This window comes from Burkholderia sp. Bp8986, from assembly GCF_003854225.1.
Taxonomy (GTDB): Bacteria; Pseudomonadota; Gammaproteobacteria; order Burkholderiales; family Burkholderiaceae; genus Burkholderia.
This window is the reverse complement of the sequence record NZ_QTQM01000001.1, coordinates 203,299-227,671: the sequence shown is the minus strand read 5'-3', so window position 1 is coordinate 227,671 and position 24,373 is coordinate 203,299. Positions and strand designations below refer to the sequence as shown.

Sequence of the window (24,373 nt, the reverse complement as noted above, 5' to 3'; positions counted from 1 at the left end):
GGTCAATTCATGGAAGAGAAACATCACAGCTCCGTCGGCATCCAGGTGGACGAACACGGCATGCACCTGCCGACGCGCACGTCGGTGTCGCGGCGCGGGCGGGTCGTCCTGATCGTGATCGGCGTGCTGCTGGCCGCGGGCGCCGCGCGCACGATCGTCGTCAACGTGCTGAACCGGAATCACCTCGACGCGGTGGCCGAGCAGAACACGCGCCAGTACGTGAACGTCGTGCATCCGGTCGATGCGGCCACCGGCGGCAAGCTGGCGCTGCCCGGCACCCTGCGCGGCTTCGTCGAAGCGCCGATCTACGCGCGTGCGAGCGGCTACGTGCTGCGCTGGCAGGCCGACATCGGCGCGCACGTGAAGCAGGGGCAGCTGCTCGCCGAACTCGACACGCCCGAGCTGAACCAGGAACTCGCGCAGGCCACCGCGCAGCGCCAGCAGGCGCAGGCCGCGCTCGCGCTCGCGAAGACGTCGTTCGACCGCGCGCAGCAGCTGCGCCAGCGCGATGCGGTGTCGCAGCAGGAACTCGACGACCGGCAAGGCGCGTTCAACCAGGGCACCGCGAACCTCGCGGCGGCCGATGCGAACATGCGCCGGCTCACCGAGCTGAAAGGCTTCCAGCGCATCGTCGCGCCGATCGACGGGATCGTCACGCAGCGCAACGTCGACGTCGGCGACCTCGTCAATTCCGGCAACGCGGGCCGCGCGCTGTTCACGGTCGTGCAGGCCGACCGGCTGCGCCTGTACGTGCAGGTGCCGCAGGCTTATGCGCAGCAGGTGAAGGTCGGCCAGCGCGTGAGCGTCGCGCAGGCAGAACTGCCCGGCCAGACCTTCGACGGCACCATCACGCGCACGTCCCAGGCGATCGACGTCGCGACGCGCTCGCTGCAGATCGAGATCACGCTGCCGAACCCGGACGGGCGGCTGCTGCCCGGCGCATACGTGCAGGCGACCCTGCCGATGACGCCGGTCGGCCGCCTGCAGATTCCGGCCAACACGCTGCTGTTCCGCGCCGAAGGGCCGACGGTCGCGACCGTCGACGCGAACGGCCAGGTGCGCCTGAAGGCGGTGACGGTCGTGCGCACGATCGGGCAGAGGCTCGAAGTCGACGGCCCGCTCACGCCGAACGACCGCCTCGTCGCGAACCCGAGCGATGCGCTCGCGAACGGCGACACCGTGATCGTGCAGGCGCCGCCGGTCGTGAAGCCGGCCTCCGCGGCCGCGGGAGCGCAGTCATGAGCGCGCTGCGCGCCTGCCTGCCCCCCGCAGCGGTCGTGGCCGTCGTCGCGGTCGCGACGCTCGCCGGCTGTACGGTCGGCCCCGACTACCGGCGCCCCGCCGTCGAGACGCCCGCCGCGTGGCGGCTCGACCCGGCGGATGCATACTGGCACCCGGCCGCGCCGGCCCGTGCGCCGCTCGACCCGGCGTGGTGGACCGCGTTCGGCGACGCGCAGCTCGACGCGCTCGAAACCGACGCGCTGCGCAACAACCAGAACCTGAAGGCCGTCGCCGCGCGCTACGACCAGGCGAAGGCGACGCTCGCATCGGTCGCGTCCGCGCAGTATCCGGCCGTCGGCCTGAACGCGAGCGGCCAGCGCTTCAAGATCTCCGCCGACCGGCCGCAGACCAACTACGCGACGAAGAGCATGTCGACCGTGCAGAACGACATCCAGGTCGCCGCGAGCGTCAGCTACGAACTCGACCTGTTCGGCCGCGTGCGGCGCAGCGTCGAATCCGCGCAGGCCAGCTCCGAGCAGGCGCGCGACGATTTCGCGAACGCGCGCCTGGTGCTGAGCGCCGATCTCGCATCGAGCTACTTCGCGCTGCGCGAACTCGACACCGAGATCGACGTCGTCAGGCGTTCGATCGACCTGCAGCAAAAGGCGCTCGACTACGTGAGCGCGCGCCACGACCTCGGCGCGGTGTCCGGCCTCGACCTGCTGCAGCAGCGCGCGCAACTCGACGCGACGCGCACGCAGGCGCAGTTGCTGATCCAGCAGCGCGCTCAGGTCGAGACGGCGATCGCGACGCTGGTCGGCACGCCGGCCCCCGCGTTCTCGCTGCCGCCGCGCGTGGCGCCGATCAACGCGCCCGCGCTGCCGACCGGGATGCCGAGCGACCTGCTGCAGCGCCGGCCCGACGTCGCATCGGCCGAGCGCGCGATGGCCGCGGCGAACGCGCAGATCGGCGTCGCGCGCGCCGCGTATTTCCCGCGCATCGCGCTGTCGCCGGACCTCGGCTGGGACGCGACGCGCTTCTCCGGCCTGTTCACCGTGCCGGCGCTGCTGTGGTCGATCGGCGCGTCGGTCAGCCAGCCGCTGTTCGAAGGCGGCAAGCTGAAGGCCGGCGTCGATTTCGCGCAGGCGGGCTACGTCGCCGCGCAGGCCAATTACCGGCAGACCGTGCTCACCGCGTTCCAGGAGGTGCAGAATGCGGTGACGGGCCTGTCGGTGCTGGCCGAGGCCGCGCAGCAGGCGTCGGCGGCCGTCGACGACGCGCGCAAGCTCGTGTCGCTCGCGCAGGACCGCTATGCGGGCGGCCTGACGCCGTTCATCGACGTGCTGACGGCCCAGCAGCAGTTGCTGACGAGCGAGCGCCAGGCCGTGCAGATCCAGGGCCAGCGCGCGGCGCTCGTGGTGTTTCTTGCGAAGGCGCTCGGCGGCGGCTGGGACGGCGCCACGCCGACCGACGTCGCGGCGGCCGGCACGCGCCCCGCCACGAGCGTCACTCCCTAACCCGGTTACGCGGACCCACCCATGAAAGTCCTGATCGTCGAAGACGAACCGAAAGTCGTCGAATACCTGAAGAGCGGCCTGAGCGAGGAAGGCTGGGTCGTCGACACCGCGCTCGACGGCGAAGACGGCGCGTGGAAGGCCGTCGAATTCGACTACGACGTGGTCGTGCTCGACGTGATGCTGCCGAAGCTCGACGGCTTCGGCGTGCTGCGCGCGTTGCGCGCGCAGAAGCAGACGCCCGTGATCATGCTGACCGCGCGCGACCGCGTCGACGATCGCGTGCGGGGCTTGCGCGGCGGCGCCGATGACTACCTGACCAAGCCCTTCTCGTTCCTCGAGCTGATCGAGCGGCTGCGCGCGCTGACGCGCCGCGCGCGCGTGCAGGAATCGACGCTGATCTCGATCGGCGACCTGCGCGTCGACCTGATCGGCCGGCGCGCGACCCGCGACGGCACACGCCTCGACCTGACCGCGCAGGAATTCCAGCTGCTCGGCGTGCTCGCGCGGCGCAGCGGCGAGGTGCTGTCGAAAACGACGATTGCCGAACTCGTGTGGGACGTGAACTTCGACAGCAACGCGAACGTCGTCGAGACGGCGATCAAGCGCCTGCGCGCGAAACTCGACGGCCCGTTCGCGGAGAAGCTGCTGCATACGATCCGCGGCATGGGCTACGTGCTCGAGGCGCGCGAGGACGGCGACGCGGAGCGGCACGCATGAAACGCTCGATCACCCTGCGCCTGTCGGCGATGTTCGGCATCGTGTCGCTGCTCGTGTTCACGCTGGTCGGCTGCGGGCTGTTCGTGATGATGGAGCGCCAGCTGCTCGCCGAACTGCGTGCGACGATCGACACGCGCGCGAAGGTCGCGCAGATGATCGTGTCGCACGCGACCACGGCCGCGCGCGGCCGCCTGATGCAGGAAAAGCTCGCCGACCTCGAACCGCCCGACGGTTCGACGCGCTACCAGGTCGACAGCCCCGACGCCGACTTCCGCTTCGGCCGTCCGGTCGACGGCGTGCCCGTCGGCGAACCGTTCGGCGCGTTCCAGCAGTACGCGCTGAACCACAGCAGCTACGACGTGATGACGAAGACCGTCCCGATCGCAGGCAGCGGCGAGCGCCCCGACCTGAAGCTGATCGTCGCGTCGTCGTGCGAGCGCACGCAGCGCATGCTGCGTCGTTTCGCGTGGACGCTCGCCGCGCTGATCGCGATCGCCACCGTCATCACGCTGCTGCTGAGCCGCGCGGTCGCACGCTTCGGGCTCGCGCCGCTCGAACGGATGTCGCAGGACGCCGCGGCCATCGGCGCCACCGACCGCCGCCAGCGGCTGCACACCGACGCGCTGCCGACCGAGCTGCGCGATCTCGCCGCGTCGTTCAACGGCGCGCTCGAACGCATCCAGCAGACCTACGCGCGGCTCGAGGCGTTCAATGCGGACGTCGCGCACGAGCTGCGCACGCCGATCAGCATCCTGATCGGACAGACCCAGGTCGCGCTGACGAGCCGCGACCGCTCGGTCGACCGGATGCGCCAGACGCTGCAGTCGAACCTCGAGGAATTCGAACGGTTGCGCGTGATCATCAACGACATGCTGTTCCTGTCGCGCAGCGATCGCGGCGAACGCGCGACCGACCTGAAGCACGTGTCGCTCGCCGACGAAGTGCGCCGCATGCTCGACTTCCTCGAGATTCCGCTCGACGAAGCGCAGTTGCGCGCCGAACTGCACGGCGATGCGCGCGCGGCCGTCGACCCGTCGCTGTTCCGCCGCGCGATGACCAACCTGCTGATCAACGCGATCCAGCATTCGGCGCCTGGCGCGACGCTGAACGTGACGATCACGCCGCGCGATACGCTCGTCGACGTGTCGGTCGCCAACCCCGGCGAGCCGATCGACCCGGTGCAGCGCGCGCACGTGTTCGAGCGCTTCTACCGGCTCGAGGAAGCGCGCGCGAACAGCAAGGAGAATCACGGGCTCGGGCTGTCGATCGTCAAGGCCGTCGCGGAGATGCACGGCGGCAGCGTGTTCGTCGCATGCGCGGGCGGCGTCAATACGTTCGGCTTCTCGGTGTCGACGCAACCGGGAGGCAGCGGCCCGCTGCGCGCGGCCGACGCCGGCGACCCGCACGCGCTGCGGCCGGCCCACGCGCCGCGCGCAATGCATTGACGGCGGCCGTGCCTGTCGAAGTCCAGCCGCTTCCGATCGCCGCGTGCCCGCCATGGACGCGCCCCGGGACGCGTCACGCGCGTGGCTTGCTGCCCTGCTCGCGCCACGCCCGCGGCGACATCGCAAACCGCTCGCGAAACACGCGACTGAAATGCGACATGTCGTTGAATCCCCAGCGCAACGCGATGTCGGACACGCGCAGCACCGCGCATTGCGGATTCACGAGATCCTGCGCGCACCGTTCGAGCCGCAGGTTCCATACGTAACGCATCAGCGACGTGTTCTCGGCCTCGAACAGCTTGTTGATGTACCGCGACGAAATCCCGATCGACCGCTCGATCATCAGCGGGTTCAGCTCCGGGTCGTGCAGGTGCTCGAGCAGATGCCGCTTCACACGCGTCAGCGTCAACGCCTTCATCCTCGACTGCGCGAGGTCGTTGCGCTGCATGCCCCCGAGCGTCATCGCGATCAGCGAGATCGCGGTATCCGACAACTGCCGCATCTCGTCCTCGGTCACGCTACCGATCTGCGACGACATCTGCTCGAGAAACGCGCGCATGACGCTGCCGACGCCCTCGCCGGTTTGCGTCGGGCTGGCCGTGCGGTGTTCCATCCCGACGACGAGCTGGTTCAGCGTCGTGCGGGGAATGCTGACGACGATCTCGCGCCACGACTGGCCGAACTGCAGGTGGTGCGGCCGTGTCGCGTCGTAGATCGCGAAATCCCCGGGGTGCAGCGTGACGATCTTGCCGTCCTGCTCGACCGATTGGCTGCCCTCAAGCATCAACACGCCGAAATACTTGTCCTCATACTCGCTGCGCGCCTGCCGATACCGCCGGATCACGGCCTGCTCGCTCGCGTGGATTTCCGAGATTCGCATCTTTTCGCATTTGCGCTGTCGCACCTGGCCGAAGAAATCGTCTTTCTGCACGGCCGCGATCTGCACGGCCGCGATCTGCACGTCCGCGAACAGGCGCAGAATCGTCTCGCGCCAGAATTCGATACGCTGGCTGAGCGAGCCTTCGGTCGCCACCTCGATGGCCGAATTCGTCCGCTCATCCGGCGGGCTGTCGGACGCCGGGCCGGGCGCGTCGCCGCTTGCGGCGCGCGCGATAGGACGCATCGTCATGGTCGTGCCCCACATGGGTTAGCAAACACGCAGCCGGTAGCGTGCCCGTTCAAAAGCGCATTGTCCAATCGATCGCCGTGTACGCCGCGTTGCCGGTCGGACCGGCACGCGGCGCGGCGGCGATGCGCTACCGCTCCGGACATGTCATGCGAATGTCGTCTGCCGCCAGTCGGAAGACTGTTCGTACGCGTATGCGCAGCGGTAGAGCGTCGCCTCGTCGAAGCGGCGCCCGACCAGTTGCAGCCCGATCGGCAGTTCGTCGGCCACCCCGCACGGCAGCGACATGGCCGGATGCCCGGACACGTCGAACGGCGCGGTATTCGCGAGCATCTCGAACGCCCGCGTCAGCGACTCGGACATCGCACAACCGGGCTCCGGCAGTTTCGACGCGCGCATCGGTACGGTCGGCATCACCAATACGTCGTACGACTGCAGCGCCGCGTCGTAAGCCGATCGCAAGCGCCGCGCGAGGTTCTGGCACTTCGCGTAGTAGCGCCCGCGATACCGGCTCGTGAAATATTCGCCGAGCAGCATCGTCACCTTCACGGTATCCGGCAACTCGTCGGCGCGCTCGCGCCAGCCCGCGTGATGATCGATCATGCCGGTCACGTACAGGCCGCCCCAGTTGAAACCGTGACTGTTGCCCTTCATCATCTGCTGCGTCGCCCCCTCGGCCGCGATCGGCAGCCAGATCGCGGTGCCGGCCGCATGCAGCGGCACCGACACCTCTTCGACGCTCGCGCCCAGCTTGCGCAACCGGTGCGCGGCGACCAGCACGGCCTCGTCGACCACTTTCTCCGAATTCGCGAGCCCGAACGCCTCGCGCAGAATGCCGATCCGCAGGCCTGCGATGCCGTCGCGGATCCCTCCGAGATAGTCGGTGCGCGGCGGCAACGCCCGCTGGCGCGGATCGAGCCCGTCGTCGCCCGCGATGACATCGAGCAGCAGCGCGTTGTCGAGCACGGTGCTCGTCATCGGCCCCAGATGATCGACGGTCGCCTCGATCGGCATCGCGCCGGTGTAGGGCACGAGCCCGTGCGTCGGCTTCATCCCGTAGACGCCGCAATAGGCGGACGGGATCCTGACCGAACCGCCCTGGTCGCCGCCGAGCGCCATGTCGACCTCGCCGCTCGCGACCAGCGCGCCGCTGCCGGACGACGAGCCGCCGGACGAGTGCCCGGCCTTGCGCGGATTGTGCACGGGCCCCGACGCGCTCGTGTGCGAGCCGCCGGAAAAACAGTAGTACTCGCAGGTCGCCTTGCCGGCGATCGTGCCGCCGGCGTCGAGCACGCGCGTGACGACGGTCGCATCGATATCGGGCACGTAGCCCTCGAACGTGCTCGAGCCATTGCGCATCGGCACGCCGGCGACGCAGATGTTGTCTTTCACGGCCACCGTCTTGCCGCGCAGCTTGCCGTCGGCGGCGCCGTGGATCGTGCTCTTGCGCGCCCACGCGCCGTACCGGTTCTCGTCGCCTTCCGGGCGGTAGCCGGGCGTGCGCGGATACGCGACGACGGGCAGATAGTCGGGCAGCGCGTCGATCGCGTCGTACGCGTCGAAGTTCGCCTGCAGCGCCTCGTCGTATTCGGCGAGTTGGCGGGAATCGACATGAAAGCCGAAACCGGCTGCAATGTCGGACAGTTGTTCGCGGGTCGGGCGTTTGATGGCCATCGACGTTCTCCAGTTCGGTAAGCGGCACCGCCGGCTCCCGGCGGTGCCGGCGGGATTCAGCGGGCGATGGCGACGGCGTCGCGCATCAGCCCCGTGCGCGGTTGGCAGTTCACGTATTCGTAGACCTGATGCCTGGCGTCGAAGACGGAAACCTCGTGATACAGCCGCAGTTTCGACAGCCCGGTGACGACGCGGAAGAACGTGACGAAGATCCGCAGGTGCGTCGGATGGGATTCGGCCCAGCGCTCGAGGCGGTCGAGCGAGCGCCAGTGGCCGATGTTGTAGCTCTCGTCGAGCACGTTGCCGTCGAGATCGATCGAGCGCACGTAGCGATTGCTGTAGCAGCCGACGTCCGTGCCGTTGTCGCGCAGGAATTCCATTCCGCTGCGCAGCGTCGGCTCGATCTCCTCGAGATACAGTCGGCGCTCGTCGTGCTCGGCCGCACGCCAGTCCTGACCGGATCGAATCAGCGCGATGTTGTCGTGGGCCAGTACGACCACGCGGCCACCTCGGGCCGGATCGCCCTCGACGATGCGCAGCTCGCCGTCCGCGCGCATCCAGTCCGTCTGCGAGATCGGGAACCGGTCGCGCATCGATCCCCAGTAGCCGTGCTCCTCGATCTCGCCGCTGACGCCGTCCATGATCGCGCCGACGCCCGGGAAATCGCTCGTGAATGCGTAAAGCGTCTCGAACTGCTCGGCGCGCGGCGCGACGATTTCCCGGAAGTAGCCGATCCCGTCCGCGAGGCGCGCGTCGGAGGCCCACCATTCGACGAGTGCCGGCGACGCGATCCAGCGCGCATACGCGGCCGGATCGCGCCAGTAGCCGACGGCAATCAGGTTCTCGTAGCCCTGGTCGTCGGTGTGTTGCGTCAGATCGAAGTTGTTCGGCCCGTCCTGCGCACCGAAATCGGCGACGATCCGGCGCAACGCGGCCAGTGCCGTGGCGCGCTTGTCGGCGCCGCGATACTGCACGCCGAAATAGCCCATCACGACCTGGCTCAGGTCTTCGGCGGCCCGGGCGACGTACATCGGGAACGGCGGCTGGTAATCGTCGGCGACGCGGCGCGACAGCGTCCGCGGGCAGATCAGGTGTTTGTCGATGGCGGATTCCATGCGTGACCTCTCTGGAAAGGGAATCGGATGTCGAGGTTTCGACGTGGGGGACAAGGAGCGGCCTGCGCCGGGCGTATCCCGGCGCAGGCGGGTCGTCAGAAGATGTGCGCGTAACGCAGGCCGGCGAGCAGGCTGTTCTTCGGGCCGTTGCGCACGCTCAGGTCGGTGCCGAGCTGGATTTGCACCTGATCGGCCTTCGTCACGAATTTCGCCGCGGTGATCCGCATGCGCGTCGTGCGAAGCGCGTCGTTGTTGTCCGCGCCGCCGACGCTCGTTTCACCGCCCCAGAGCTGGGTGACGCCGATCCCGAGCGACGTGCCCGGATCGGGCATGTAACGCACCATCGCCTGTGCGCTGTAGCTCATCCGCTGATGCAGCGTCGTGCCGCTCGCGCCGTACGACGTGTTGTTGCCGTACCAGATCGCGTCGCCGACGAGATCGAGCGCCCACTGCGGCGAAAAGTGCTTGATGTAGGCCGCCTGGAAATCGAGCGACCAGCGGTTGGCGCCGAGATTGAGACCGCGGTTCTGGTCGTAACTCCCCGTCGGCGCGTAAACGTAGACCGTCGCGGCGACGACGTCCTTCGCGTCGTTCAGGCGGAATTTCAACGGCGCGGTCAGGATCACGTCGCCGACACCGTTCGTACTGCCAAGCGTGCCGGCGTTGCCGAAGCTGCTGACGTGACCGAACGGCAGCAACACCTGCGGATCGATCGTGAGCCTGTCGGTGAGCTGGAACACATGCAGCAGACGGGCGATGCCGACATTGGACTGCAGGTCGAAATCCGACGTCCGGTGGCCGTTCGCATAGTACGCGTTCGTCGCCGAATAGTTGTAGTACAGCACGCCGATCGTCGCGCCGACCGGATACTGCTCGTAGTCGCCGGGATCGACCTCGACCGCGCCCGCGTAATGCGATGCGACGATCATCAGCGACAAGCCGATCCAGCGCGCGATTCGCTTCAGTTTCATTCTGTTGACGTTGTCCATCATGCTCCTCACCTGGATGCGCAGACACCGCCACGCTCGACGTACGACGAACGGGAACCGTTGCCGGACGATCAAATCGCGGGGTGCTGGCTGACTGTTGTTCCGCCGGTACTCGCGGGAGTGCCGGCGATTCGCGACATCGAACGGCCGTCGCTTGAGGGTGAGAATAGAAAGGCAAAATCCGCATTTCTGTTTTCCGGCGGAACAAGAAGTTGGCTGTGGCGGACCTGTGCTGCCAGTGCCATACGGCGGTCGCAAAGCGTGCGCGGGCGGCCGCCGTCGCGTGCCGGGCGCCCCGTCGATGCCGCGAATCGCCGTGCATCCGGTGCGCGCCGGCCCCTGCAGCGCGGCGGGACCGTCTCAGCATAGTTTCCGATCCGTGCCGGCAAAGAACCGCGCTTTTTCTCTTCTTACCCTGCTCGTCGAGCGTGGCCGACACCACGCCTTTGCACCCCGCCACGGCAGCCGCAACGCCACGGCGGCGGTCAACCCGAACCACCATAAGGAGCCCCACGATGAGCGCGATCCCTTCCGCGGAAACAGCCTCGACGCCCGGCGAACGTGCCTGGGCGCTGTTTCGCGTGATGAAAGAAAAGAACCTGATCCCCGACGGCTATATCGAAGGCCTGACCGAGCTGATGTCCACGACGTGGGATCCGGCCAACGGCGCGCGCATCGTCGCGCGTGCGTGGGTCGACCCGGCATTTCGCGAACTGCTGCTGAAGGACGGCACGGCCGCGTGTGCGCAGTTCGGCTACACCGGCCCGCAGGGCGAATACATCGTCGCGCTCGAGGACACGCCGACGCTGAAGAACGTGATCGTCTGCAGCCTGTGCTCATGCACGAACTGGCCGGTGCTCGGGCTCCCGCCCGAGTGGTACAAGGGCTTCGAATATCGTGCGCGGCTCGTCCGCGAAGGGCGCACGGTGCTGCGGGAGCTCGGCACCGACCTGCCCGACGACGTCGTCGTGAAGGTCTCGGATACGACCGCCGAAAGCCGCTATCTCGTGCTGCCCGTGCGGCCGGCAGGCAGCGAGCACATGACCGAGGAACAACTGCGCACGCTCGTCACGAAGGACGTGCTGATCGGCGTTGCGCTGCCGCGCGCGCACTGACGCGCCCCCGTTTCGCTCTCGACCTTCATCTCGGAGATCACCTCATATGGACGGCTTTCACGACCTCGGCGGATTCCAGGGTTTCGGCCCGGTGCCGCACACGATCAACAGTCTCGGCTACAAGCCGGTCTTCAAGGAAGACTGGGAGCATCTCGCGTACAGCCTGATGTTCGTCGGCGTGGACCAACTGAAAAAATTCAGCGTCGACGAGGTACGTCACGCAGTCGAACGCATCGACGTGCGCCAGCACGTCGGCACGCGCTACTACGAGCGCTACGTGATCGCGACCGCAACCTTGCTCGTCGAAACCGGCGTGCTCACGCAGGACGAACTCGACCGCGCGCTCGGTTCGCATTTCCGGCTCGCGAACCCGCCGCGATCCGGCGGCCGGGCGGCGCCGCCCGACTCGACGCGGTTCGAGGTCGGCGATCGCGTCGTCGTGCGCGACGAATACGTCAGCGGACACATCCGCGCGCCGGGCTACGTGCGCGGCAAGGAAGGCATCGTGCTGCACCGGACGACCGAATCGTGGCCATTCCCGGACGCGATCGGCCACGGCGACACCGGCGCCGCGCATCAGCCGACCTATCATGTCGAGTTCCGCGTGAAGGATCTGTGGGGCGACGCCGCCGACGACGGCTACGTCGTGGTCGACCTGTTCGAAGGCTACCTGGATCGCGCGTCCGGGCAGAACGCATGACGACGCCGGAACACCGGCGAGCGCCGGCCGCCGCGCCGCCGAGGATTCCGGTCACCGTGCTGTCCGGCTTCCTCGGCGCCGGGAAAACGACGATGCTGAACCACATCCTGCGCAACCGCGCCGGCCTGAAGGTCGCCGTGATCGTCAACGACATGAGCGAAGTAAACGTCGACGCCGACGATGTGCGGCGCAACGTCGAGCTGCATCGCGGCGAGGACGAACTGGTCGAAATGAGCAACGGCTGCATCTGCTGCACGCTGCGTGCCGATCTGCTCGAGCAGATCAGCACGCTGGCGCGGCAGCGTCGCTTCGACTATCTGCTGATCGAGTCGACCGGCATCTCGGAGCCGATGCCGGTCGCGGAGACGTTCGCGTTTCTCGACCGCGACGGTTTCAGCCTCAGCGAGCTCGCGCGGCTGGACACGCTCGTCACGGTGGTCAACGGCGAGACGTTCGAGGACATGATCTCGTCGGCCGAACCGGTCACGCGCGACGCCACGCTCGCGAACGGCAGCGATTCCGGTCCGCCGCGCAAGCTGTCGGACCTGCTGATCGAACAAGTCGAATACGCGAACGTGATTCTCGTGAGCCGACTCGACCGGATCGGCCATGCGGGTTTCGACCGGCTGCGCGCCATTCTGGCGTCGCTGAATCCCTCTGCGCGAATCCTGCCGATGCAGCACGGCAAGGTCGATCCGTCAGACGTCCTGGATACGCGGCGCTTCGATCTCCCGGCGCTCGTCGAATCGCCGGGATGGATGCAACGCATGCAGGTCGACGAGCGCCCCTCGGAATCGGATGCGTACGGGATCGCATCGTGGACCTATCGCGAACGTGCGCCGTTTCATCCGGCGCGCCTGCTCGCGTTGCTGCGTCGCCCCTGGACCAACGGCCGACTGCTTCGCTGCAAGGGATATGTCTGGGTTGCGCACCGATATGCAGACATCGCCATGCTCGTGCAGACGGGCGGAGCGTTCCAGTGGGGTTACGTGGGGCGATGGTGGCGATTCGTTTCTCGGGCGGACTGGCCGCACGACGACTATCGTCGCGATGGCGTGCTGCAAAAATGGCAAGAGCCGACCGGTGATTGCCGGCAGGAAATCGTGTTCATCGGGCAGTCTCTCGATCACGTCCGGTTGCGTCGCGAACTCGATGCGTGTCTGCTGACGGTCGAAGAAATCGACGCAGGCCCGGAGTCGTGGCTCCAGCTTCCGGAAGCCGACGCGTTCGACGCGCTCGCGACCACCGCCCGTCCGTGACGCGAGACTCGATGACTTCGGCCGCAACGCCAGCGTCCAGTGGCTTTCGGTCGCCGGTGAGCGCTGCGCCCGGTTCAGCGTGACGTGAATCCCGACAGCACCGCCGAGGGCAGTTTTCTTCAATACGGACCCGCGCAGCTTCTTTAGTCTCGATGCGACTTTGACATTCGCATGGAGGCAATCAATGAGCATGCTGGTTTCGATGGCCGCGTTCGCGCTGGCGTCGTCGATCACGCCCGGTCCCGTCAACATCGTCGCGCTCAGCGCGGGCGCACGCCACGGCCTTGGCGCGAGCCTGCGCTATGCGGCCGGCGCGACGCTCGGCTTCGTCGCGCTGTTCCTGCTGATCGGCCTCGGGCTGCACGCGGTGATCGCGCGCTGGCCGATGCTGACCACCGTCACCCAATGGTCGGGAATCGCGTTCCTGCTTTACCTCGCGCTGCGGCTCGCGCTCGACGACGGCCGGCTGTCGGCCGATCCGGACGATCCGGCTGCGCCGAACGTCGCCGGCCCGTCGGCGGCGGCCGGCGCGGCGATGCAATGGCTGAATCCGAAGGCATGGCTCGCGTGCGTGGCTGCGATGGGCGCATATGCGGCCGACGGCGAGCCCGCGCAGGTATGGCAATTCGCGGCGTTGTATCTGGTGATCTGCTTTGCGTCGATCGCGTGCTGGGCGTATGCGGGTGCGTCGCTGCGGCACCGGCTCGCGAATGCGCGGCGGATGCGGCTGTTCAACCGCGCGATGGCGCTGCTGCTCGCGGGCAGCGCGCTTTATCTGCTCGACGTTTAGCGCCGTTGCTTCGGTGTGTGGTCGCGGCGCCGGCACCGCCCCACGGTTCGCCGGTCAGCTCGCGGCGCTTCGATACTGCCCCGGCGTGGCGGCCGCGATGCGCCGGAATGCGCGCTGGAAATGCGCCTGGTCCGCGAAGCCCGCATCGAGCGCGACGTCGGCGATCGGCCGGCCGCGGCGCAACTCAGCCCGCCCGTACTGCACGCGGCGGTCGATCAGGAACGCATGCGGCGTCATCCCGTAGCGGGCGTTGAACGCGCGGATCAGGTAGGACGGCGACAAGTCGGCGGCCGCGCAGATCGCATCGAGCGAGACGGCCTGACGGCAATGCGCGGCGATGTAGTCGGCCGCGCGCGCGAGCTTCGCGTTGTCAGCCCCGCGCCGGGCGGCGTCGGGCAGTTCGCGATCGAGCGCGCCGTGCAGCCGTGTGAAGAACTCGACCGCCGCGCTCTCCTTGCCGAGCGGATCGACGCCGGGCGCCACGAGCGTGCGGTAAAAGCCGCCGAACCGTGCGAACAGGTCGCGCCGTTCCGTCAACTTCGGCGAAAAGCCGTGAAAATCGCGGTTCGGGTCGCGCCCGAGCGAATGCTGCAGGCGGGTGAGCCACGGAACGTCCACGTAGACCATCCGGTACGCCCATGCGTCGGGGCCGTACGGATTGCACGCATGCACCTGCTCCGGATCGATGATCACGAGCACGCCGCGCCCGACGTGCTCCTTCGTCGCGCCGTTCAGGTAGGTGCTCGTGCCGCCGACGATCGCGCCGAGCGAAAACGTGTCGTGCGTATGCTTCGCGTAGCAGATCGTCCGACCGTCGTCGACGGTGCGCGCCTCGATGAACGGCAGCGCGGCGTCGCGCCAGAACGGCGACGGCATGGCGCAGGGGTTGGCGGAACGGCTCACGCTACGGGCTCCCGGATCGGATGGCGAACGCACACCGTACAAGACTGCGCGGCGCGATGCAACCGCGACCCGACGCTTCGCGGCCGGATCGCCTAAGCTTTGAATTCCGGCCGCCGCGGCACGCCCGGCGGGTTCCGTTCCCTCTTCCAACCGATACACTCATGCACATCGATCTGACAGGCAAGACCGCGGTCGTCACCGCTTCCACCGCCGGCATCGGGCTGGCGATCGCCGAAGGGCTTGCGCAGGCGGGCGCGCGCGTCGTCGTCAACGGACGCAGCGACAAGTCGGTCGACGCCGCGCTCGCGCAGCTGCGCAGCGCCGTACCCGGCGCGGACCTCGACGGCGTCGCGGCCGACCTGTCCGACGCCGCCGGCGTCGCGCGCATCACGCAGCACACGCCGGAGGCCGACATCCTCGTCAACAACGCGGGCATCTACGGGCTGAAGGCGTTCTTCGACATCGACGACGACGAATGGGCCCACTACTTCCAGATGAACGTGATGTCGGGCGTGCGTCTCGCGCGGCACTACCTGAAGGGGATGCTCGCGCGGAACACGGGCCGCATCGTGTTCATTTCGTCGGAGTCCGGGCTGAACATCCCGGTCGACATGATTCACTACGGGTTCACGAAAACCGCGCAGCTCGCGATCGCGCGCGGCCTCGCGAAACTCGCGGCCGGGACGCGCGTGACGGTCAATTCGGTGCTGCCGGGGCCGACGATGTCGGAAGGCGTGCGGGCGCTGCTGAAGGAAACGGCCGACGCCACGGGCCGCAGCATCGACGACGTCGCGGTCGATTTCGTGCGCAGCGAGCGCGCGAGCTCGATCATCCAGCGGCCGGCGAGGACGGAGGAAGTCGCGAATCTCGTTGTGTACGTGTGCTCGCCGCAGGCCTCGGCGACGACGGGCGCGGCATTGCGCGTCGATGGCGGCGTGGTCGACACGATAGCGTGACGACGGCGTGACACGCTCGCGCGGCGCATGGCGGCCGCACTAGCGCGAGGCGGCCTTGTCCGATTGAAGCGTGCCCTTGCGATCGGCGTCCATGCAGGTATCGAAGCCGTGTTGCGTGACCGCACCGGCCTTGTCGAACACGACGAAGAAAGCCCGGTGATCGTTGTCGTGCTCGATGAAGTAGTTGTAGCAGACGCCGCTGCCGTTGCGGACCATCCACACGCTGCGCGGGTTGCCGCCGGCGCGGACGACGTCGGCGCGCGTCGCGCCGTGCCGCGACGCGGCCCTCGCCAGCGGCGTGCGCGAATACGAGAACGGCAGCCACGAGTCAAACCACGCGCAACCGTGCAGCATCAGGCAGCTGGCGGCCAGGGACAGCGTCGCTGCGGGGCGGGACATCGGAATCAATCGCATGCTTGGTGAAATCTGCTGCGCCATGCCGGCGTGATCGAAAGCCCCATGCTACTCGACCTTTGGGTCCGGATCGAAAAGAAATGTAGAGACTTGTGTCCGATGCGCTGCCCGACGCAGTCCGGCGCGTGCCCGATCGTCACGAATCGTGGCCGTGCCGGGCGCGTTCGCGCGCCCGCCTTCTGACGTCGATGCGTCGGAGCGGCGCGACGGGCGGCGTCGTCAAGCAACCCATTCCGCCCACAGCATCGTCAGCACCGTCATCAGCGCGGGGCCGACGAACAGCCCGATGAGGCCGAACGTCTCGGCCCCGCCGAGGATGCCGAACAACACGAGCAGGAACGGCAGGCGGGTCGAGCTGCCGATCAGCACCGGCCGCACGAAATGCTCGGCGACGAACACGACCACGAAGCCGAGCACCAGCACCACGACGGCCCACGCGGTCGCGCCCTGCACGAACAGCCAGAGCGCCGCGCCGCAGAACACGATCGGCGCGCAGAACGGCAGCATCGCGGCGACGGCCGTGACGAGGCCGAGCAGCGCCGCATGCGGAACCCCGGCGAGCGCATACGCGACGCCGAGAATGGCGCCCTCGCCCAGCCCGACGACGACGAGCCCGGTCACCGTGCCGTACACGGCCGAGACCATCCGTTCGATCAGATCCGCGCCGCCGCGGCCGAACGCGCGCCGCGCACCCTGCAGCAACGCGCCCGACAGCTTGTGGCCGGCCCGCATGATCACGAACAGCGTGACCAGCATGAAGCCGAACTCGAACAGCGCATGCGCGAGCTTCGTGCCGAACTGCCGGCCGAACGCGATGAACTTCTCGCCGCTCGCGCCATGCATCGCGCTGCCCGCGTGCAGCGGATGACCGAGATTGGCCTGCCACCACTCGGTGACCTGCGCGGCACCGTACGGCAACCGGCCGACGACGTCCGGAAGCGGAATGCCGTTGTCCTGGATCGAATGCAGCCAGAGGCGCAGGTCGTGCGCCTGCGAGATCGCCTGCGCGAGCGCGATCGCGACCGGCAGCACGACCAGCAGCGACACGCCGGCGGTAATCACGGTCGCGATCAGGGTCGGCCGGTCGCGAAACCAGCGGTGGGATTCGAAGCGTTTCAGCAGCGGCCACAACGCGATCGCGATCACGCAGGCCCACGCGATGGCGGGCAGGAAATCGCGGATCACCCACAGCGCGAGCACCAGCAGCGCCGCATACAGCACGACGCGGGCGATCTGCTGGGCACGCGGCCGCGTGGCGGAATCCTGGGAAGGCGAGACATGTGCGCGCATGGCACCTCGGTCGAAATGAAAAAATGGCGGTCGTGCAGGCCGCGAGCCTGTACGAACCGCCATTCTATCCATCGACGCCGCAACGGCATGCGCACGCACTGCCAAGCATCGTCAAATGCGTGCCGCGAACGCCGCACCGCCGCGCGGTGCAACGCGTGCTCAGGCCGCCTTGTCGGCGACGCGGTAGCGTTCGAGCCAGTGCGCGTACGGCGCGGGCAGCGTCCACGACGGCCGCTCGACCCCGAGCTGCCTGGCCGCGTAGTACGGCCAGTGCGGATCGGCAAGATGCGCGCGGCCGACCATCACGAGATCGAGCTGCTGCTCGGCGACGACGCGCTCGGCCAGTTGCGGCGTATCGATCCCCCAGGCGGACGACACCGGCAAGCCGGCCTCGCGGCGCACGCGTTCCGCGATCGGCGCGAGGAACGCCGGGCCCCACGGAATGCGCGCGTCGGGCGTCGAGAAACCGACCGACACGCTCAGCATGTCGAGGCCTTCCTGCTTCATCCGCTGCGTGAGCGCGATCGATTCGGCGAGCGTTGCTTCATCGCGCCCGTCGTATTCGATCACGCCGAGACGCGCGGTCAGCGGCAGGTGCTCCGGCCAGACCTGGCGGACGGCCTTCAGCGTGTCGACGAGGAACCGGCCGCGGTTTTCCGCCGAACCGCCGTACTCGTCGTCGCGCTGGTTCGAATGCACGGAGAAGAAGCTCTGGCCGAGGTAGCCGTGCGCGAAGTGCAGTTCGAGCCATTCGAAGCCGAGGTCGCGGGCGCGCTTCGCCGACGCGACGAAGTCGGCCTGCACGCGGGCGATGTCGTCGTGCGTCATCGCGCGCGGCGTCTTCGGCAGGTGCGCGCCGAACGGCACCGCCGACGGTGCGATGGTCTGCCAGCCGCGCGGATCGCCGTCGGCGATGTGGTCGTCGCCTTCCCACGGACGGTTCGCGCTCGCCTTGCGGCCCGCATGCGCGATCTGGATGCCGGGCACCGCGCCGGCCGCCTTGATCGCCGCGACCGACGGCGCAAACGCCGCGGCCTGCGCATCGGTCCACAGCCCGGCACAGCCCGGCGTGATGCGGCCTTCCGGCGACACGGCCGTCGCCTCCGCGATCACGAGGCCCGCGCCGCCGCGCGCGATACCGGCCAGATGCACGTGATGCCAGTCGTTGACGACGCCGTCTTCGGCGACGTACTGGCACATCGGCGGCACCGCGATGCGGTTGCGCAGCGTGACATCCTTGAGTTTGAACGGTTCGAACAGGGCAGACATCCACCACTCCTTTGCTTGGTTCTGCGAAACGACTGGATGAGCCGCCGCGCGGTGCGCACGGCGGAAAGATGCGAGCCGTCGCCGGGACGGTCGCGCCCGACGACGGAAACCATCCGGCGCCGGTCATGCCGGCGCCAGGCTCGGCTTACTGACGGCCGAGCTTCGCGAGCAGCGCCTCGGCTGCCGGCTCCGACGACGCGGGGTTCTGCCCCGTGATCAGCAGCCCGTCGGTGACGACATGCGGCGCCCAGTCGGCGCTGCGCTCGAACTGCGCACCGTTGGTCTTCAGCATGTCCTCGACGAGGAACGGCACCACTTCCGTCAGCTCGACGGCCGCTTCCTCGCTGTTGGTGAAGCCCGTCACACGCTTGCCGCGCACGACCGACTCGCCGGTCTTCGGGTCCTTCACGTGGCGCAGCACGCCCGGCGCGTGGCACACGGCCGCGACCGGCTTGCCGGCCGCCAGCGCGCGCTCGATCAGGCCGATCGAATGCAGGTCCTCGGCGAGATCCCACAGCGGGCCATGCCCGCCCGGATAGAACACCGCGTCGTAATCGTCGACCGACACCTCGGCCAGCTTGCGCGTGGCGGCGAGTTCGGCCTTGGCCGCCGGATCCGCGTCGAAGCGGCGCGTCGCGTCGGTCTGCGCGGACGGATCGCTGCTTTTCGGATCGAGCGGCGGCTGGCCGCCCTGCGGCGACGCGAGCGTCAACTCGACGCCCGCATCCTTGAACGTGTAATACGGCGCGGCCAGTTCCTCGAGCCAGAAGCCGGTTTTCTTGCCGGTGTCGCCGAGCGTGTCGTGCGAGGTCAGGACAACCAGAATCTTCATGATCGGACACTCCTTAGAAATGGGGGAACGGGGCCGCGTCGCGGCGGCGGCGACGGCGCGCCTGCGGGTTAGGCCGCTGGCGCGCGTCAACGTGCCGGCTCCGTACCAAAAATATTGCCAGGCCTAATAGACCAGTCGTCTAGAAATGGCTCGAAAAAAAGCGACGGCATAACCTGCGCGCCCAGCATCGCAGCGCGATATGGCATTTTCGCGACGTCGCATTTCATGAGGCTGGATGATAGCGTCGAATTAGACCGGTCGTCTAGAAACCCGGCATTCGGCCCTGCCGCCGTCATGGCTTTTGCGACGGAGCGCGTGCCGCAACGTCCGTTGCGGAGCGCGCCCCGCTCCCCGGTTCGCGCCGCGTCGGCTACCCGTGCAGCGGCCCGTCCGTATCGCCGGCGTCGATCACCGGCGTCTCGAGCCGATGGCCGCGAACGCCGTCCGTGAGCAACGCCAGCATCAGGTCCGCGAGCGCACGCCCGGTCGCATGTCCGGTCGGCTGCACCACCGCCGTCACGCGATGCGGATGCGCGACGTCCGGCGGCACGCCGTCGTAGACGATCAGCGACATGTCCCGCCCAAGCTGCAAGCCGCCGTCGATCAGCGCCCGGAACGCGCCGCCGCCCACGATGTTGTTGTCGACCAGCAGCGCGGTCGGCCGTTCGGCCCGGGTGAGCAGTGCCTGCACGCCCTGCTGCCCGCCCTCGCGCGTAAACGGACACTCGACGAGCAGTGCCGGATCGGGCGCGATACCGGCCTCGCGCAGCGCCGCAAGATACCCGGCGCGACGCTGCATCGCGAAATTGAGCGACAGCGGCGCACTGATCATCGCGATACGGCGATGACCGAAGCCGATCAGGCGCCGCACCGCATCGCGCGCGCCGGCCTCGTTGTCGAAATCGAACCACGCATAGGGCTCGGCGGCTTGCGTGCGGCCGTACGCGACGTACGGAAACGCTTGCGAACGCAGGTACGCGAGGCGCGGATCGTCGACCAGCGTGCGCGCGACGATCAGCCCGTCGACGAGCTTCCCGTCGACGAGCCGGCGATACGTGTCCAGTTCGGCGTTCGGCCGCGCGGCCGCGATGATGAAGTCGAGATTGCGCTCTGCGAGCCGTTCGGTGATGCCCGCGACGACCTCGCCGAAGCGCGGATCGCCGAGATCTCCCGCGCCGAACGGGTACACGATGCCGATCGCATCCGAGCGCCCCGTCGCCAGCCGGCGCGCGGTCGGATCCGCGACATAGCCAAGGTCGCGCGCGGCCTTCATCACGCGCTCGCGGGTCGCCTCGCTCACATCGTCATAGCCGTTCAGCGCCCGACTGACCGTCGTGCGCGACAGCCCGAGCGCATCCGACAGTGCCTTCAGATTCACCTTCACGTCGCTCCTCGCGTTGTGCATGCCATTCGGCCGCGCCGCTCGCGCAGCAATTATTGCCGAATGGTAGTTATTACCGTCAAAAATTAATCTTTTGACGTCCAAACCGGTTTGAATTAGCATCCAAACCGGTTTGGATATCGATATCCCGTCAGCAGTTCCTTCTCACCGTCAACGGAAACTACGCCTACATGACTTACTTTCCTTTTTGCCGCGCGACCGCGGCCAAACGTTTGCTGTTCGCTGGCGCGGCACTGGCCGCCTTCGCGTCCGCGTCGGGCGTCGCCCATGCACAGAGCACCGGCGCCCCCGCGCCCACGCCGCATACGCAGCAGGCCTATGACCCCGAAGGCAACTTCACGATGCGCTGGACCCGCGCGGACATCCGCCAGATCGTCGCGCAGTCGCACACGGCCGGCGCCGACAAGAACTCGCTGCCGCAGGCGCTGACGATGCCGGACATCCCGCAGGATTTCCCGCTGATCAACTCGAACGTGTGGGTCTGGGATACCTGGCCGCTCGCCGACCTGCGCGCGAACCAGCTCAGCTACAAGGGCTGGGAGGTGATCTTCTCGCTCACGGCCGACCCGCATGCCGGCTACACGTTCGACGATCGTCACGTCCACGCGCGCATCGGCTTCTTCTACCGCCGCGCCGGCATTCCCGCGTCGCAGCGGCCCGCGAACGGCGGCTGGACCTGGGGCGGCCACCTGTTCCCGGACGGTGCGAGCGTCAAGGTGTTCGGCACGTCGCCGATGACCAACAACGCCGAATGGTCGGGCTCCGCGCGCCTCACGCAGGGCGACAACGTCAGCCTGTACTACACCGCGACGTCGTTCAACCGCTCGGCGCCCGGCGGCGCCGACATCACGCCGCCGCAGGCGATCATCACGCGCGCCGACGGTCATATCCATGCCGACGACAAGCACGTGTGGTTCAGCGGCTTCGACGATCACAAGGCGCTGCTGCAGCCGGACGGCAACTACTACCAGACCGGCCAGCAGAACACCTACTTCTCGTTCCGCGATCCGTTCGTGTTCACCGACCCCGCGCATCCGGGCAAGACCTACATGGTGTTCGAAGGCAACACGGGCGGGCAGCGCGGCGCCCGGACCTGCACCGAGGCCGACCTCGGCTACGCGCCGAACGATCCGTACCGCGAAGACCTCAACGCCGTGATGAACTCGGGCGCAGTGTATCAAAAGGCCAACGTCGGCCTGGCGGTCGCGACGAACCCGCAACTGACCGAATGGAAGTTCCTGCCGCCGATCCTGTCGGCGAACTGCGTCGACGACCAGACCGAGCGCCCGCAGATCTATCTGAAGGACGGCAAGTACTACCTGTTCACGATCAGCCACCGCACGACGATGGCCGCGGGCGTCGACGGGCCGGACGGCGTCTACGGCTTCGTCGGCAACGGCATCCGCAGCGACTTCCTGCCGCTGAACGGCGGCAGCGGCCTCGTGCTCGGCAACCCGACCGACTTCTCCGCACCGGCCGGCGCGCCGTATTCGCAGGACCCGAACCAGAACCCGCGCGAATTCCAGTCGTATTCGCACTTCGTGATGCCGGGCGGGCTCGTCGAGTCGTTCATCGATGCGATCGGCCCGCGTCGCGGCGGCACGCTCGCGCCGACGGTGAAGGTCAACATCAACGGCACGTCGACGGCGGTCGACCGCACGTACGGACGTGGCGGCCTCGGCGGTTACGGCGACATCCCGGCGAACCTGCCGGCGACGGGCGCCGGTCACTGACGGCGACGCGGGCACCCGTCCGTAACGAGTCCGTAAAGGGCTCGCTACGAACGCGGCGGGCACCGCCCGCGTCGAGGCGGCGCACGTCATGCGTGTCGCGTGCGCGCCGCCTCCCTCCTTCGCAGAAATCGCGCATGCCGCCGTCGCAAGCGGCATGCGCGTTCCTTTCCCGCTTCGCGCGCCGAAGCACGGAACTCCGCATGAAATCGACGTTTTTTCGCTTTTCCCGCCGGATCGCCCGGCTGCTGTTCGCGTGTGCGGCAAGCGCGGCCTGCACGCACGCCACCGCCGCGCCCTGCGGCACGCCGCCCGGGAACGCCACGCCACAATGGCGACCGGCCGTGCATTACACGCCGCAACGCAACTGGATGAACGATCCGAACGGCCTCGTGTACGAGAACGGACGCTATCACCTGTTCTACCAATACAACCCGCTCGGCCACGACTGGGGCAACATGTCGTGGGGCCATGCGACCAGCACCGACCTCGTCCACTGGCGCGAGCAGCCGGTCGCGATGCGCGCGAACGCGACGGAGGAAATCTTCTCCGGCTCGATCGTCGCCGACACGCACAATACGTCCGGCCTCGGCGCGGCGGGCGAGACGCCGCTGGTTGCGCTTTACACGAGCGTCTACAAGGACGGCTCGGGTCACGCAGCCGGCACGCAGGCGCAGTCGCTCGCGTACAGCCTCGACCACGGCGCGACCTGGCGGCCCTACGCGCAAAATCCGGTGCTCACGCTCGATCCGGAATCGAAGCAGTTCCGCGACCCGAAGGTGTCGTGGTACGCGCCGGGACGCTACTGGCTGATGACGACCGTCGTCGCCGATGCGCAGGTCGTGAAGCTCTACCGTTCCGACGACCTGATTCACTGGTCGTTCCTGAGCGATTTCACGCTGCCGGACGTGCCGCATGCGGGCGCGTTGTGGGAAATGCCCGACCTCGTGCCGCTGCCCGTCGACGACGATCCGCGGCACATCAAGTGGGTCATGATCGTCAACGTCAACCCGTGGTCGATCGCCGGCGGTTCCGGCGCGATGTATTTCGTCGGCGACTTCGACGGCCGCACGTTCGTCCCCGATCGGGTCGCACCGGCCGGTTCGGATCCCGCACGATTCCGCTGGGTCGATCACGGCGCCGACTTCTACGCGGCCGGCACGTTCTCCGGCGCGCCGGGCGCGCGCCCTGTCGCGATTGCATGGATGAGCAACTGGGACTACGCGGCGAAAGCGCCGACGGCGCCCTGGCGCGGCGCGACGACGGTGCCGCGCGAACTCGCGTTGAAGACGATCGGCGGTGAACCGACGCTCATCGTGACGCCGGCAGCCGCGTTCGATGCGTGGGCCGACGGGCGGCCCGCCGTGCATGAAGGCAACCTGAACGTCGAGTCCGCCACGCGCACGCTGTCGGACACCACGCGCGGCACCGTCCAGCGCATCACGGTGACGATCGCGCCGCGGCGCGCGGCCCGCGCGGGTTTGATCGTGCGGGGCTCCGCGGATGGCTCGATCGGCACCCGGATCGTGTACGACACGGCGAAGCGCACGCTGACGCTCGACCGCTCGCGCTCCGGCGCCACGGATTTCGCGGGCACGTTCAGCCGCGAGCACATCGTCGATCTGCCACTCGAGCACGGGAAGCTTCGGCTCGAAATCGTCGTCGATCGTGGTTCGGTCGAGGTGTTCGCGAACGGCGGCCGCGTCGCGCTGACGGACCTGATCTTCCCGCCGCCCGATGCGGACCGCGTCGCCGTGTTCGCCGAGCACGGGAGCGCGACGTTCTCGGGGTTGACGGTCACGCAGCTCCACGGACGCGATCAGGCCGGCGACGTCCGTGACGCCTGTGCATCGCGCTAGCGATGCGATTGCATGGCGGGCTGCAGCTCCTGACCTCGCGTCAGGCCGTG

The 24,373-nt window shown here is 68.2% G+C and carries 21 protein-coding genes; 11 read left to right on the top strand and 10 right to left on the bottom strand.

Annotated elements, in window-relative coordinates:
• Positions 1–9 precede the first annotated feature (9 nt).
• From DID99_RS00970 to DID99_RS00955, 4 genes are read left to right on the top strand one after another with little or no spacing between them, the layout of a single operon-like run.
• Positions 10–1,242, top strand: a complete 1,233-nt coding sequence (locus DID99_RS00970) for an efflux RND transporter periplasmic adaptor subunit (protein WP_124665858.1) — start codon at positions 10–12, stop codon at positions 1,240–1,242.
• Positions 1,239–2,738, top strand: coding sequence for an efflux transporter outer membrane subunit (locus DID99_RS00965; RefSeq protein WP_124665857.1), 1,500 nt, complete (start codon positions 1,239–1,241; stop codon positions 2,736–2,738). The genes DID99_RS00970 and DID99_RS00965 overlap by 4 nt, the downstream gene beginning before the upstream one ends.
• Positions 2,739–2,759: 21 nt before the next feature.
• Positions 2,760–3,455 carry a heavy metal response regulator transcription factor gene (locus DID99_RS00960; protein WP_044843022.1) on the top strand — a complete coding sequence of 232 codons (696 nt, stop codon included), beginning with the start codon at positions 2,760–2,762 and terminating at the stop codon, positions 3,453–3,455.
• Positions 3,452–4,900: a heavy metal sensor histidine kinase gene (locus DID99_RS00955; RefSeq protein WP_124484911.1), complete on the top strand. Its 1,449-nt coding sequence runs from the start codon at positions 3,452–3,454 to the stop codon at positions 4,898–4,900. Before DID99_RS00960 ends, DID99_RS00955 begins: the two co-directional genes overlap by 4 nt.
• 73 nt (positions 4,901–4,973) lie before the next feature.
• On the opposite strand, the gene DID99_RS00950 is transcribed toward DID99_RS00955, so the two are convergent.
• The 4 genes from DID99_RS00950 to DID99_RS00935 form a co-directional block, all read right to left on the bottom strand.
• Positions 4,974–6,029, bottom strand: coding sequence for a helix-turn-helix domain-containing protein (locus DID99_RS00950; protein ID WP_124665856.1), 1,056 nt, complete (start codon positions 6,027–6,029; stop codon positions 4,974–4,976).
• A 144-nt stretch (positions 6,030–6,173) separates the two neighbouring features.
• Entirely contained in the window at positions 6,174–7,700 is a 1,527-nt protein-coding gene (locus tag DID99_RS00945) for an amidase (RefSeq protein WP_124519524.1), read from the bottom strand.
• Between the two features lie 56 nt (positions 7,701–7,756).
• Positions 7,757–8,815, bottom strand: coding sequence for a phenylacetaldoxime dehydratase family protein (locus DID99_RS00940; RefSeq protein WP_124665855.1), 1,059 nt, complete (start codon positions 8,813–8,815; stop codon positions 7,757–7,759).
• A gap of 95 nt (positions 8,816–8,910) precedes the next feature.
• A complete protein-coding gene (locus DID99_RS00935; RefSeq protein ID WP_124665854.1) occupies positions 8,911–9,807 on the bottom strand; it encodes a transporter in 897 nt (298 codons plus the stop codon).
• A gap of 512 nt (positions 9,808–10,319) precedes the next feature.
• Here DID99_RS00935 and nthA point away from each other — a divergent pair.
• From nthA to DID99_RS00915, 4 genes are all read left to right on the top strand, one after another.
• A complete protein-coding gene (gene nthA / locus DID99_RS00930) occupies positions 10,320–10,919 on the top strand; it encodes a nitrile hydratase subunit alpha (protein ID WP_124665853.1) in 600 nt (199 codons plus the stop codon).
• A 46-nt stretch (positions 10,920–10,965) separates the two neighbouring features.
• The gene (gene nthB, locus DID99_RS00925; protein WP_044843016.1) at positions 10,966–11,619 is read left to right on the top strand and encodes a nitrile hydratase subunit beta; all 654 of its coding nucleotides are present in this window, start codon (positions 10,966–10,968) and stop codon (positions 11,617–11,619) included.
• A complete protein-coding gene (locus DID99_RS00920) occupies positions 11,616–12,878 on the top strand; it encodes a GTP-binding protein (protein WP_124665852.1) in 1,263 nt (420 codons plus the stop codon). Before nthB ends, DID99_RS00920 begins: the two co-directional genes overlap by 4 nt.
• Before the next feature lie 184 nt (positions 12,879–13,062).
• Positions 13,063–13,668 carry a LysE family translocator gene (locus DID99_RS00915; RefSeq protein ID WP_124484912.1) on the top strand — a complete coding sequence of 202 codons (606 nt, stop codon included), beginning with the start codon at positions 13,063–13,065 and terminating at the stop codon, positions 13,666–13,668.
• Positions 13,669–13,722: 54 nt separating this feature from the next.
• On the opposite strand, the gene DID99_RS00910 is transcribed toward DID99_RS00915, so the two are convergent.
• On the bottom strand, positions 13,723–14,571 hold the full coding sequence (locus DID99_RS00910) for an AraC family transcriptional regulator (RefSeq protein WP_124665851.1): 849 nt from the start codon (positions 14,569–14,571) through the stop codon (positions 13,723–13,725).
• A gap of 161 nt (positions 14,572–14,732) precedes the next feature.
• On the opposite strand from DID99_RS00910, the gene DID99_RS00905 reads away from it, so the two are divergent.
• Positions 14,733–15,527 (top strand): SDR family NAD(P)-dependent oxidoreductase, encoded by a 795-nt coding sequence (locus DID99_RS00905; protein WP_124665850.1) that lies wholly within the window; start codon positions 14,733–14,735, stop codon positions 15,525–15,527.
• 39 nt (positions 15,528–15,566) lie between these two features.
• On the opposite strand, the gene DID99_RS00900 is transcribed toward DID99_RS00905, so the two are convergent.
• The 5 genes from DID99_RS00900 to DID99_RS00880 all read right to left on the bottom strand — a co-directional run bounded on the left by DID99_RS00900 (position 15,567) and on the right by DID99_RS00880 (position 20,737).
• Complete coding sequence (locus tag DID99_RS00900; protein WP_044843011.1) at positions 15,567–15,941, bottom strand: hypothetical protein; 375 nt, start codon at positions 15,939–15,941, stop codon at positions 15,567–15,569.
• Between the two features lie 219 nt (positions 15,942–16,160).
• Complete coding sequence (locus DID99_RS00895) at positions 16,161–17,231, bottom strand: AI-2E family transporter (protein ID WP_124665849.1); 1,071 nt, start codon at positions 17,229–17,231, stop codon at positions 16,161–16,163.
• A 159-nt stretch (positions 17,232–17,390) separates the two neighbouring features.
• Entirely contained in the window at positions 17,391–18,500 is a 1,110-nt protein-coding gene (locus DID99_RS00890) for an NADH:flavin oxidoreductase/NADH oxidase (protein WP_044843009.1), read from the bottom strand.
• 145 nt (positions 18,501–18,645) lie between these two features.
• Positions 18,646–19,332: a type 1 glutamine amidotransferase domain-containing protein gene (locus tag DID99_RS00885; protein WP_044843008.1), complete on the bottom strand. Its 687-nt coding sequence runs from the start codon at positions 19,330–19,332 to the stop codon at positions 18,646–18,648.
• 370 nt (positions 19,333–19,702) lie between these two features.
• A complete protein-coding gene (locus DID99_RS00880; protein WP_124484916.1) occupies positions 19,703–20,737 on the bottom strand; it encodes a substrate-binding domain-containing protein in 1,035 nt (344 codons plus the stop codon).
• 167 nt (positions 20,738–20,904) lie between these two features.
• On the opposite strand from DID99_RS00880, the gene DID99_RS00875 reads away from it, so the two are divergent.
• On the top strand, positions 20,905–22,467 hold the full coding sequence (locus tag DID99_RS00875) for a glycoside hydrolase family 68 protein (protein WP_124484917.1): 1,563 nt from the start codon (positions 20,905–20,907) through the stop codon (positions 22,465–22,467).
• A gap of 200 nt (positions 22,468–22,667) precedes the next feature.
• A complete protein-coding gene (locus tag DID99_RS00870) occupies positions 22,668–24,323 on the top strand; it encodes a glycoside hydrolase family 32 protein (RefSeq protein ID WP_124665848.1) in 1,656 nt (551 codons plus the stop codon).
• Positions 24,324–24,373: the final 50 nt, after the last annotated feature.